Annotated in this window: 11 protein-coding genes; 8 read left to right on the top strand and 3 right to left on the bottom strand. The window is 70.6% G+C overall.

The genetic code is table 11. The annotated features are described in order from the left end of the window. Positions 1–28: 28 nt before the first annotated feature. The 7 genes from bioA to E8D38_RS28385 are packed head-to-tail and all read left to right on the top strand — an operon-like array spanning position 29 to position 5,000. A complete protein-coding gene (gene bioA / locus E8D38_RS19715) occupies positions 29–1,354 on the top strand; it encodes an adenosylmethionine--8-amino-7-oxononanoate transaminase (RefSeq protein WP_140634683.1) in 1,326 nt (441 codons plus the stop codon). Beyond that, positions 1,351–2,049 carry a dethiobiotin synthase gene (gene bioD / locus E8D38_RS19720; protein ID WP_140634685.1) on the top strand — a complete coding sequence of 233 codons (699 nt, stop codon included), beginning with the start codon at positions 1,351–1,353 and terminating at the stop codon, positions 2,047–2,049. Before bioA ends, bioD begins: the two co-directional genes overlap by 4 nt. Then, positions 2,046–3,206: an 8-amino-7-oxononanoate synthase gene (bioF, locus tag E8D38_RS19725; RefSeq protein ID WP_140634687.1), complete on the top strand. Its 1,161-nt coding sequence runs from the start codon at positions 2,046–2,048 to the stop codon at positions 3,204–3,206. The genes bioD and bioF overlap by 4 nt, the downstream gene beginning before the upstream one ends. Before the next feature lie 45 nt (positions 3,207–3,251). Continuing rightward, positions 3,252–3,734 (top strand): RidA family protein, encoded by a 483-nt coding sequence (locus E8D38_RS19730; RefSeq protein ID WP_140634689.1) that lies wholly within the window; start codon positions 3,252–3,254, stop codon positions 3,732–3,734. After that, entirely contained in the window at positions 3,731–4,192 is a 462-nt protein-coding gene (locus E8D38_RS19735; protein ID WP_140634691.1) for a GNAT family N-acetyltransferase, read from the top strand. The genes E8D38_RS19730 and E8D38_RS19735 overlap by 4 nt, the downstream gene beginning before the upstream one ends. Positions 4,193–4,211: 19 nt before the next feature. Further along, on the top strand, positions 4,212–4,793 hold the full coding sequence (locus E8D38_RS19740) for a uracil-DNA glycosylase family protein (RefSeq protein WP_140634693.1): 582 nt from the start codon (positions 4,212–4,214) through the stop codon (positions 4,791–4,793). A gap of 48 nt (positions 4,794–4,841) precedes the next feature. After that, positions 4,842–5,000: a hypothetical protein gene (locus E8D38_RS28385; RefSeq protein WP_181179277.1), complete on the top strand. Its 159-nt coding sequence runs from the start codon at positions 4,842–4,844 to the stop codon at positions 4,998–5,000. 15 nt (positions 5,001–5,015) lie between these two features. On the opposite strand, the gene E8D38_RS19745 is transcribed toward E8D38_RS28385, so the two are convergent. Beyond that, positions 5,016–7,436 (bottom strand): DUF6351 family protein, encoded by a 2,421-nt coding sequence (locus tag E8D38_RS19745; RefSeq protein WP_140634695.1) that lies wholly within the window; start codon positions 7,434–7,436, stop codon positions 5,016–5,018. 246 nt (positions 7,437–7,682) lie between these two features. On the opposite strand from E8D38_RS19745, the gene E8D38_RS19750 reads away from it, so the two are divergent. Further along, positions 7,683–9,053 (top strand): cytochrome B6, encoded by a 1,371-nt coding sequence (locus E8D38_RS19750; protein ID WP_140634697.1) that lies wholly within the window; start codon positions 7,683–7,685, stop codon positions 9,051–9,053. Here the strand turns inward: E8D38_RS19750 and E8D38_RS19755 are convergent. Both E8D38_RS19755 and E8D38_RS19760 read right to left on the bottom strand, forming a co-directional pair. Next, entirely contained in the window at positions 9,004–10,137 is a 1,134-nt protein-coding gene (locus tag E8D38_RS19755) for an ROK family protein (protein WP_140634699.1), read from the bottom strand. The two genes, E8D38_RS19750 and E8D38_RS19755, sit on opposite strands and share 50 nt — an antisense overlap. Before the next feature lie 57 nt (positions 10,138–10,194). Further along, complete coding sequence (locus E8D38_RS19760; RefSeq protein ID WP_140634701.1) at positions 10,195–11,013, bottom strand: dienelactone hydrolase family protein; 819 nt, start codon at positions 11,011–11,013, stop codon at positions 10,195–10,197. Positions 11,014–11,175 lie beyond the last annotated feature (162 nt).

Here is an 11,175-nt window from a genome sequence, read left to right on the forward strand (position 1 = left end):
TGCGAACGGGGACCGAAAGCCTCCACGCATGCCCCACAACCCGACAACCTCGCTGCTCGACCGCAGCCGCCGCGCCGTCTGGCACCCCTGCAGCCAGATGAAGGCCTACGAAACCCAGCCGCTGCTCGCGGTGGCCCGCGCCGAAGGCGTGTGGCTGTACGACACCGAAGGCCGGCGCTACCTCGACGCCATCAGCTCCTGGTGGGTCAACCTCTTCGGCCACCAGCACCCGCACATCAAGGCGGCGCTGAAGGCGCAGCTCGACACGCTCGACCATGTGATGCTGGCCGGCTGCACCCACGCGCCGGTGGTCGAACTCTCCGAACGGCTGGGCGCGCTCACCAGCCTGGGCCATGCGTTCTACGGCAGCGACGGCGCCTCGGCCACCGAGATCGCGCTGAAGATGAGCGCGCACTACTGGCGCAACCTGGGCCGACCCGGCAAGAGCCGCTTCATCGGGCTCGAACACGGCTACCACGGCGAAACGGTAGGGGCGCTGTCGGTGACGGACATCCCGATCTTTCGCGAGGCCTACGCGCCGCTGGTGCGGCTCGGCGCCACGGCGCCCAGCCCCGATGCGCGCCTGGCCGCGCCCGGCCGCAGTGCGCTCGACCATGCGCGCGACTGCGCCGCCGCGCTCGAGGCCTGGCTGCAGCAGCACCACGATGAAACCGCGGCCCTCATCGTGGAGCCGCTGGTGCAATGCGCCGCCGGCATGGCGATGCACGATGCCGAATACCTGCGCCTCGCGCGTGCGCTGTGCGACCGCTACCAGGTGCACCTGGTGGCCGACGAGATCGCGGTCGGCTTCGGCCGCACCGGCAGCCTGTTCGCCTACCAGCAGGCCGGCATCACGCCCGACTTCGTGTGCCTGTCGAAAGGGCTCACCGGCGGCATGCTGCCGCTGTCGGCGGTGCTGACCACCGACGCCATCTACGACGCCTTCTACAGCGACGACACCGCCCGCGGCTTCCTGCATTCGCATTCGTACACCGGCAACCCGCTGGCCTGCCGTGCGGCGCTGGCCACGCTGGAGCTGTTCGACGCGAGCGACGTGCTGGGCGCCAACCGGGCCACCGCGCAGCGCCTCGACGAGCTGCTGCAACCGCTGCATCGGCATGCGGCCGTCGAAAGCTCGCGCCGGCTCGGCATGATCTGGGCCTGGGACATCGCCACGCAGGACCCCGGCTTCGCACGCCGCTACCATGCAGCGGCGTTGCAGCAGGGCCTGCTGCTGCGCCCCATCGGCCGCACGCTGTACTTCATGCCGCCGTATGTCATGGACGACGAAGCCCTGGTGCAACTCGCACAGGGCGCGCTCGCCGCACTCGAACAGACGCTCCACCACACATGACCCTCAGTTACTTCATCACCGGCACCGACACCGGTGTCGGCAAGACGCTCGTGAGCTGCGCCCTGCTGCGATCGCTCGCGCGCCGGCACGGACGCGCCGTCGGCATGAAGCCGGTGGCGGCCGGCGCCGACACCGCGCCCGACGGCCGGCTGGTCAACGAAGACGTGAGCGCGCTGCGCGCCGCCGGCAACGTGGTCGTGCCGGCCGAACTCGACAACCCCTACGTCCTGGCCGAGCCGGTATCGCCGCACATCGCGGCACGGCTGGCCGGGCAGCGCATCGACCCGGCGCTGATCGAGCAGCGCTACCGGCAGCTCGCCACGCTGGCCGATGCGGTGGTGGTCGAAGGCGCCGGCGGCTTCTGCGTGCCGCTCAACGACACCGAGACCAGCGCCGACCTCGCGCAACGGCTCGGCCTGCCGGTGGTGCTGGTGGTGGGGCTGCGGCTGGGCTGCCTCAACCATGCGCTGCTCACGCAGGAGGCCATCCTCGCCCGCGGCCTGAGGCTCGCCGGCTGGGTGGCCAACCGCATCGACCCGGCCATGGCGTCGGCGGCCGACAACCTCGACACGCTGCGCGCACGCCTGGCGGCCCCGATGCTGGCCGACGTGCCATGGATGGCGCAGCCCGATGCGGCCGCCATCGACATCCGCCTGCCCGACCCGGCGACGCAAGCAGAAGGCGGGCCGCGATGACCGCCTGGGATTTCACCGCCGAACTGCAGGCGCTCGAAGACCAGCAGCTCACCCGCGTGCGCCGCGTGGTCGAACAGGTGGACGGCCCGCACGTCGTGATCGACGGCAAGCCGCTGCTCGCCTTCTGCAGCAACGACTATCTCGGCCTTGCGCAGCACCCCGGGCTCATCGAGACGGCGCGGCAGGCCGCCGAGCGGTGGGGCGTGGGTTCGGGTGCCTCGCCGCTGGTGAGCGGCTACAGCACTGCGCATGAAGCACTGGAGCAGGAGCTCGCCCGGTTCGTCGGGCTGCCGCGGGCGCTGTACTTCTACGCCGGGTATTCCACCAATGCCGGCGTGGTGCCGGCGCTGGTGGGCCGTGGCGATGCGGTGTTCTCCGATGCGCTCAACCATGCCTGCCTGATCGACGGTGCGCGGTTGTCGCGAGCCGAGATCCACGCCTATGCGCATGGCGACGTGTTGGCGCTCGAGCGGCTGCTGGCGGCCAGCACCGCACGCCGCAAGCTGGTCATCACCGACGCGGTGTTCAGCATGGACGGCGCGATCGCGCCGCTGCCCGAGATCCTGGCGCTGTGCGAGCGATTCGATGCGCTGCTGATGATCGACGACGCCCACGGCTTCGGCGTGCTCGGGCCGCAGGGCCGCGGCACGGCGGCGCACTTCGGCATCACCTCGCCGCGGCTGCTGTACATGGCCACGCTGGGCAAGGCGGCCGGCGTGCACGGCGCCTTCGTGGCGGGGCAGGCGCAGCTGGTGGAATGGGTGCTGCAGCGCGCCCGCAGCTACATCTTCGCCACCGCCGCGCCTGCGCTCGAGGCCGAGACGCTGCGCACCGCGCTGCAGGTGATCGCGCGCGACGACTGGCGTCGCGGCCAGCTGCAGTCGCTCATTGCGCAGCTGCGCGAAGGGCTGGCCGGCCTGCCGTGGCCGCTGCTGGCGTCGGCGACGCCCGTGCAGCCGCTGATCGTGGGCGACAACCAGGCCGCACTCGACCTGATGGCCGCCCTGCGCGAACGCGGCCTGTGGGTGCCCGCCATCAGGCCGCCCACTGTGCCGCAAGGCACGGCCCGCCTGCGCATCTCGCTGTCGGCGGCGCATGCGGCCGCCGATGTGCAAAGGCTGGTTGATGCGTTGCGCGAGCTTGCGCAAACGCGCTGACACCTTCACGGCCGAACCCGCAGTTCAGTTCAATACACTCGCGCGATGCACACACCCGCCGAACAACGCCTGCGCAGCCTCGGCCTCGAGCTGCCGGCCCTCACGCCGCCGCGCGGCAACTTCCGGCCGTACGTGATCGCCGGTTCGATGCTGTACCTGTCGGGCAAGGGCGCGCCCTTGCGAGAAGACGGCCCGCCGGTTCCCAAGGTCGGGCGCGAGGTCACGGTGGAGCAGGCGCGCGCGCATGCACAGGAGGTAGGCCTCTACCTGCTCGCCAGCATCCGCGAAGCGCTGGGCGACCTCGGGCGGGTGCGGCGGGTGGTCAAGGTGTTCGGCATGGTGAACGCCCATCCGGACTTCACCGCCCACACCGAGGTGATCAACGGCTGTTCCGACCTGTTCGTCGCAGTGCTGGGCGAACGCGGCGAACATGCGCGCTCGGCCATCGGGGTGGGATCGCTGCCGAAGGGCTTCGCCGTCGAGATCGAGGCCATCGTCGAGTTCGACGCAGGATCCGCGTCGCCGTGATCACCCCCCACACCACCCGCCCGCTCGAGCTGCAGGATTACGCCGTCTGGCGCACGCTCTGGGACGGCTACAACGCGTTCTATGGCCGCCACGGCGAAACCGCGCTGGCCGAGGAGGTGACGCAGACCACCTGGCGGCGCTTCTTCGATCCCGCCGAGCCGGTGTTCGCGCTGGTGGCCGAACACGAGGGCACGGTGGTGGGCCTGGCGCACTACCTGTTCCACCGCAGCATGACCCGGGTGGAACCGGTGTGCTACCTCAGCGACCTCTTCACGCTGACGTCGCTTCGTGGACAGGGCGTGGGGCGCGCGCTCATCGAGGCCGTCTGCGCCGCCGCCCGGGATGCGGGCGCGTCGCGGGTGTACTGGCAGACGCACGAGACCAATGCGGCGGGGCGGGCGCTGTACGACAAGGTGGCCAGGCACCATGGCTTCATCGTCTACTCGCGCGAGCTGTAGGCGCCACGCGGCGTAACCCATGCCTTCTGCGGCAGCCCTCCTGGCTCAGGTGCGCAGCTGCGAGCTGTGCGCCGCCGAGTTGCAGATGGGCCCGCGCCCGGTGCTGCAGCTCCACCCGGCGGCACGCATCCTGGTGGCCGCGCAGGCGCCCGGCCGCAAGGTGCACGAGACGGGCATCCCTTTCAACGACGCGAGCGGGGAACGCCTGCGCAGCTGGCTGGGCGTGACGCGCGAGCAGTTCTACGACCCCCGGCTGTTCGCCATCGTGCCGATGGGGCTGTGCTATCCCGGCAAGGGTGCCTCAGGCGACCTGCCGCCGCGGCCCGAGTGCGCGGCGCACTGGCGTGCGCCGCTGCTGCGCCTGCTCAGGCGGCTGCAGCTCACGCTGGTGATCGGGCAGTACGCGGGCGCCTACCACCTGCCCGACGAACGCGACGGCGTGACGGCAGCGGTGCGCAACTGGCGCCGGTACTGGCCGGCCGTCGTGCCGCTGCCGCACCCGAGCCCGACCAACAACCGCTGGCTGGCCCGCAACCGCTGGTTCGAGCAGGAACTCGTGCCACACCTGCGCGAGCGGGTCGCGCAGGTGATCCGGGGGTGAAGCGATCAGCGGCCTTGAAGGCTCCGCGGCACGCCTTACCTCGGCACGATGCGGATCAACCTCCACTGGAAACGGCCGCTGCTCTACTGCCTGCTGCCCATCCTCGTCTTCATGGCGTTCGTGGGCTTTCCGCCGCCATTCGCGCCGCCCCGGCCGACGAAGCCGGGGCAGGAGCAGTCTGCGCCCGCCGAGGAGCGCAAGCGCTGACCGGTCACGACGGCGTCAAGGATGCGGGTGCAACGGGGGGTGCCACCACCGCGGCCGCGCGCGGTCCGGCTTGCTGTAGTCGCACACCCCCTCGGGGAACACCTGCTTGAGCATCGCCACCGCCTGGCCGTTCGGCATCCATGGCGCATAGGTGCCGTCGGCCACCGCCTGCTCCACCGGCTTCAACGCGCATTGGTAAATGCCGCCTTCGAGCGGCGCGCCGGCCACGGTGCGTGAGGTGCCGTAAATGGGGAAGCGCCGGGTGCACGGACCTGCGGGCTTGCCGTCGATGACGCCGTCCCAGGCGTCGTTGCCGGCATAGATGAGCGCGCCGTTCACGTCGAAGCAGCTGTCCACCGCGCGCGCCGGGCGGTTCTGCGCCACGCTCCTGCGCGGGTTGGCGCGGATGTTCGCCATCCACTCGTCCATCACCGCGATGGCATCGAGGGTGTTGCTGGCCTTCGGCACGCCGGGCATCGTGTCGGTGAACCAGATGACGAGGTGGTCGCTCGTGCCCATGGCCTGCAGCACCCGCTTGCGCACCGCGAACGACTGGTGCACGTTGTGCATGTCGAGCTCGCGCTCCATGTACTGCCGGTGGTCGATGGTGGGCAGCGGGATGCGGCCGCTGAACACCATGCCCGAGGTGTAGGCCGCGCGCATGGCCAGCGGGTCGCCATGGGTGCGCGGCGCCGGCTGTCCGGGCGCCGGCGCGAGGTTCATGTTGCGCGAGCTCCACGGGTCGAAGTAGCCCGGCTGGGTGAGCGCCTTGGTGATCTCCGCCTGCGAGGTGCCGAAGAAGGGAAAGCCCTCCTGCACCATGTCGCTCGGGTGCTTCCAGCCGCCGACCTTGAAGTTGAGGTCGAGGAACTCCAGCGGCGTGATCCTGCCTTCCTTCATCGAGCGCAGGCCGTACTGCACGCCCACGTTGTCCCAGGTCGGCCGCGCGGCGCCGGTGGCGTCGACACCGTAGAGATTGCGCAGGTCGTCGTAATGGGTCCAGCGGATCGCCGCGATGTCCTCCTGCGGCTCGTACAGCTGCTGGTTGGGCGCCTGGCCGTAGTGCGGGTTCATCGCCAGCGGCGTGAGGCCGCGCCAGCCGGGGATGCACTCGGTGGAGCCAGCCGCGGTGCCGTAGCCCAGTGCCTGCTTCAGCGGCGCGAGCGCATCGTTCACCTTGGCGAAGCCCTCCTCCGCATTCAAGCCGACGAGCCAGCTGCGGTTCTTGGTGACGTGCCATTTCGGGTTGTGGCGGTCGGTGGCGTCCATGTAGTGCTCGAGCAGCTCGCAGTCGCCCACGTGGATGGTCTGGGTCACCATGTCGGGATACGACTGCACCGGCAGTGCGGCGTCCAGGATGCCCGGCTGGTTCTGGGCCAGTACGTACTGCTGGATCGCACCGCCCGAGCCGCCGAGGCCATAGGTGTAGAGCGGGCGGCCGTAGCGCTCGATGAAGCGCTCCTTGGTCATCATGGCCGTCTCGCCGGCCACCTGCAGGTTGTAGTGGGTGCCGGTGTTGTTGCCGCTCGAATGCACGATGGCCGTGCCGGTGCGCAGGATGTCGGCGTTCATCGCGCCGCCGTGCAGCGTGCCCTGCGTGTGGCCGACCGCCACGCCGCCCTGGAACCAGTACTGCAGGCGCCGGTTCCACAGGCTGAGGTCTGGCTGCGCCGGGTGCTCGCCGCGCGGCGCGAGCATCGCGAAGCTGTAGAGGAAGCGGTTGATCGTGCCGCGCTCCTGGCGCACCACGAATTCCACGGTGCGGCCGTCGGCCAGCGTCGCTTGCGCAAGGTCCGCCGGCGTGGAGCCGTCGGCCGGCAGGGGCTTCCACTGGTTGGCCGTGCTGCGATACCAGTAGGTCACGAAGGTATCGATCGAGCAGGTGCGGCTGTAGCCCAGCTTGTTGCCCAGCGAGTCGAACACCGGATGCCCCGGCGGCGTGAGGCTTTCGACCAGCGGCTGCCGGCCCACCGCGCCTTGTGTGGTGGTGCACGTGAAGGGTTGCTGCTGCGGGCCCGAGAACATGGGCCCGCTGATGGGGTGGTTGGTGAGCTTGATGCGGTCGAGCACCGCCCGGCCCTTGTGTCGCACCTCCAGCCAGTTGTCGCCCTCGCGCAGCCCGGTGATCACGCCTTCGAGGCCAGTGTCGGTCTCGGCCAGCGCCACGTCGAGGCGGCCGCCGTTGAGCCACAGCTCGAGCTTGTCGCGCTGGCCCGGGGCGGCGCGCACCGCCACGCGGGCGTCGCCGCCGGACACGTACTGCGCAGGGCTCGACAGTACCGTCAGCTCGACGCGCCAGCCGGGGTGGCCGCCGCCCGCCGCCTTCTCGACGGCCACGGCATCGGCCGCCTTGTCTCCGACACCGTTTTCGGTGCCGCCGCCGCAGGCAGCGAGCACCACCACCGCGGCCGCAGCCGCGAACCTCCACGCTTCCATGGGCCTGTCTCCTCGGGTTGTTGGTGTGCTGCCACCTTAGACCCGCCGGGCCTGCATTGCCACCGCGCGATCGCCCGGCTCCAGGCAATCGCCACGATAGGCAATCGCAACAGCCGCGCTGCGGCCGCCGGAGTAACTTGCACGGCGGCGGAGGTGCCGCAAGGCACGGGTTTCCTTTCAACCTGAGCACTGCCGAGGTCGACAACACAGGCAGCGACCCCGGCACAAAGGAAGGAGTGCCCTGCCATGAGAAGAACCCCATGCGGCCGACGCTGGCTGCACGCATCGCTGGCGGCTGCCCTGCTGGCCGCCGGCGCCCCCGCGCTGCTCGCGCAGACGGAAAGCTTCGACGAGCTGGTGAAGCGCCTGCAACGCGAGAAGCCGGCATTCGCGAAACGCCAGCAGGACCTGCTGGCGCAGCGCTACGACCTCTCGGACCGCCCCGCGCAGGGCGTGACCATGAGCCGTGGCAAGCCGGTGCAGCAGGGCGTGCGGGTCAGGTTGCCGCAGGGCGTGACGTGGCAGCAGCTGGCCGCGCTGCCGCCCGACGAGATCAAGCGCCGCAGGCTCTGGCCGCAAGGCTTCCTGCCGCTGCCCCATCCGCACCATGAAGCCGGCGGCATGATCTTTCCGCAGCCGCTGATCGACGAGACGAAACGCCAGACCGCCCGCGACCTGACCCGCTTCGACCTCGACTTCGACCTGCCGCAGCACCTGCTGCCCGAGTTCCCGGCGCCGATCTTCCTGACCACGCGGCCTGATCTCGGCGACGTGTCGAAGGGCCAGCTCGTCACCCTCGACAACTTCCAGGCGCTGTTCAAGGACGTCCTCAACCCGAAGCAGCTCGAAGGCCTGCGCCTGCTGGTCACGCCCTTCCCGCAGCAGCAGTTCAACGCCACCGACGACCGCCGCAGCCTGCGGCCGCACCTGGGCGTGGCCTGCTTCGACTGCCATGCCAACGGCCACACGAACGCGGCCACCCACACGGTGGGCGACATCCGGCCCGACGCGCTGCGCCACCGCATCGACACGCCCTCGCTGCGCGGCGTCAACGTGCAGCGCCTGTTCGGCTCGCAGCGGGCCTTGAAGACGGTGGAGGACTTCACCGAGTTCGAGCAGCGCGCGGCCTACTTCGACGGCGACCACTCCGCCGCGGCGCGCAAGGGCGTGAACGTGCTGGAGCGCGGCAGCCAGGTGCATTTCATGGGCGAGTTCCAGGCGCTGCTGGACTTCCCGCCCGCGCCCAAGCTCGACGTGACCGGCCGGCTCGACCCGGCCAAGGCCACGCCGGCCGAGCTGCGCGGCGAGAAGGTGTTCAACGGCAAGGGCCAGTGCTCGAGCTGCCACATGCCGCCCTACTACACCGACAACCTGATGCACAACCTGCGCACCGAACGCTTCTACGAGGAAGGCATCACCTTCAACGGCCGCAAGGCGATGCAGGACGGCCCGATCAAGACCTTCCCGCTGCGCGGCATCAAGGACTCGCCGCCCTACCTGCACGACGACCGGCTGATGACGCTGGAGGACACGGTCGAGTTCTTCAACCTGGTGCTCGGCGTGAAGCTCAGCGACCAGGAGAAGCAGGACCTGGTGGCTTTCCTGCGGACCTTGTAGCCGGTGCGGGCGGCGCGGGCCGGCCGCGGTTGGCGTAGCTCGCGTTGCCGAGCCCGGTGCCGATGGTGAACACGGCCCAGCGCCGCACGTCCTGCATGAAGGGCCATTCGCTCAGGCCCTGCACGACCGCGTCGTTGTGCATCACCACGTGCGGCTTGCGGCCGTTGATGCGCAGCCGCTCGCGCAGCCGCTCGGGCAGGTTGAAGCCGGTGCCTTCCCAGTCGCCCGGCAGGTTCTGCGCGCCCCGCTCGATGCGGCCGTCGGGCAGCACATGCCCGGGGCAGGCGACGCCCACCCACGGCACCAGCGCGATGCCGCGGCGGCGGGCATGCTCGACCAGCGACTGCAGGGTGTCGACGATGCCGTCGACCAGCTCGCGGCGGCGCGTCACGTCGTCGGCATGGCGCCATTTCTCGCGCCGCACGACGCGGGCGCGGGCGAAGCCGGGCGCCAGCTCCGGCCGCGGCAGCACGATGCCGCAGCGGACGTTGGTGCCGCCGATGTCGATGGCCAGCATGGCCGCGCCGTCGTTGAAGATCCGCCGCGGCACGAGGAACAGCGAGCCGATCAGGCCGCCATCGTCCGGCTCGTGGTGCAGGCGCCGCAGGCTCACCTCCGGGTGGCCCTGCTGCTTCAGCAGCTGCCCGGCACGGCGCAGCGCCATGCGGCCCACGCTGCTGCGCACGAAGCCGCCGCCCACCACGATGCGCTGCACGCCCCGCCAGCTGTGCAGCTGCATGAACTCACCGGCCACGCGGGCCAGGTTCTGCGCGAACTCCTCGGCCGCCACGCGGATCACCGCGGCCACGTCGGGATCGCCCGTCTCGAGCAGCCGGTCGATGTCGCGCTTGCGCAGCCGGCGCCCGGGGGTGTCGGCCAGAGCGTCGCTGGCCTTGCGCGCCAGGCGCTTGCGCCACTTCTGCAGCAGCGCGCGAAACGCGGTCTGGCTGGCCAGGTCGCCGATCAGGCCGTCGTTTTCGTCGCGCAGCTCGGTGCTGTAGCTCGCGATCACCACGCCGGGCAGGCACAAGGCGCCATGGCTGGCACGTTTCAGCGGCGGCGGCTTGGCGGCGCGTTTCGGCATGGCCGCCACGATGCGCGCTGCGCCGTACCCACGCCGGCGTGGGGGCAAAGCGCGGCTTCAACGGCCGAGCCGCTGCGCGAAGAAGGCCAGGATCTCGTCTCGCGCCTGCAGCGTGGGATGCCCCGCCTCGTCCACCAGGTGGGCGGTGACGACGCTGTGGGGCGAGGCCACCACCTTGTCGAAGAACGGCGGCGTGACCGGGTTGGCCGCGGCATCGGGCAGCACGCGGGGCACGAAGCGGTCGCCCAATGCCTGCGCATAGGCGGCAAAGCGTTGCGCGGTGCAGTAGCGATCGCCGTCGAAGCGGTAGGCCAGTACGGTGAGGTCTTCACGCGCCAGGCGCTCTGCAACGGCCGCCAGCTCGTCCGGCGCGATCTCCAGCCCGGCCGGGTCGTCCAGCGGCAACGTCGGCTGCGACAGCACCGGGGCCAGCATGGCCGGCTCCAGCATCATCGCGAGCGCGAAGTTGCCGGTGAAGCACATGCCGATCGCGCCCACCCCCGGCCCGCCGCATTCGGCACGCGCGAGCCGCGCCAGTGCGCGCAGCCACTGGGTGACGGGACTCGAGGCATTGGCGCCGAAGGCGCGGAATTCAGCGCTCACGCAGGCGCGGCGGAACACTGCGATGCCCTCGTCGACCTGCGGCACGGCGCCGTCACGGCCGAACAGCGACGGCATGTAGACGGCGAAGCCCGCATCGCGCACCCAGCGTGCGAAGCGGGCCACCTGCGGGCTGATGCCCGGCATCTCCGTCATGACGATCACTGCCGGCCCCTGGCCGGCCACATGCACCCGCTTTTCGCGGCCGAGCAGCGAGATGACGCGCGGCTCGAAGTCGTCGAGCGGGTCGTCTTCATCGAGGTGGCGGCCGGGCATGGCGGGCTCCCTTGCGACATGGTGGAGATGTGCGGGCAGTCTAGTCCACTGCGTCAGTGAAATGGCACCCCCGTGAGTGCCTGCCAGGGGCGCAATCTAGGCGCGAAGCCGCCGATGTGGCAGGCCCCACATCAAGGCTTCGCAACAACGAGTGCGCCCCTG

Source organism: Methylibium rhizosphaerae (assembly GCF_006386545.1).
Taxonomy (GTDB): domain Bacteria; phylum Pseudomonadota; class Gammaproteobacteria; order Burkholderiales; family Burkholderiaceae_C; genus Pseudorivibacter; species Pseudorivibacter rhizosphaerae.

Coding starts and splice junctions, on each gene's coding strand:
- E8D38_RS19745 (WP_140634695.1), bottom strand. CDS start 7,436: ATGGAAGCGTGGAGGTTCGCGGCTGCGGCCGCGGTGGTGGTGCTCGCT.
- E8D38_RS19730 (WP_140634689.1), top strand. CDS start 3,252: ATGCACACACCCGCCGAACAACGCCTGCGCAGCCTCGGCCTCGAGCTG.
- E8D38_RS28385 (WP_181179277.1), top strand. CDS start 4,842: ATGCGGATCAACCTCCACTGGAAACGGCCGCTGCTCTACTGCCTGCTG.
- bioD (WP_140634685.1), top strand. CDS start 1,351: ATGACCCTCAGTTACTTCATCACCGGCACCGACACCGGTGTCGGCAAG.
- E8D38_RS19755 (WP_140634699.1), bottom strand. CDS start 10,137: ATGCCGAAACGCGCCGCCAAGCCGCCGCCGCTGAAACGTGCCAGCCAT.
- E8D38_RS19760 (WP_140634701.1), bottom strand. CDS start 11,013: ATGCCCGGCCGCCACCTCGATGAAGACGACCCGCTCGACGACTTCGAG.
- bioF (WP_140634687.1), top strand. CDS start 2,046: ATGACCGCCTGGGATTTCACCGCCGAACTGCAGGCGCTCGAAGACCAG.
- E8D38_RS19750 (WP_140634697.1), top strand. CDS start 7,683: ATGAGAAGAACCCCATGCGGCCGACGCTGGCTGCACGCATCGCTGGCG.
- E8D38_RS19740 (WP_140634693.1), top strand. CDS start 4,212: ATGCCTTCTGCGGCAGCCCTCCTGGCTCAGGTGCGCAGCTGCGAGCTG.
- bioA (WP_140634683.1), top strand. CDS start 29: ATGCCCCACAACCCGACAACCTCGCTGCTCGACCGCAGCCGCCGCGCC.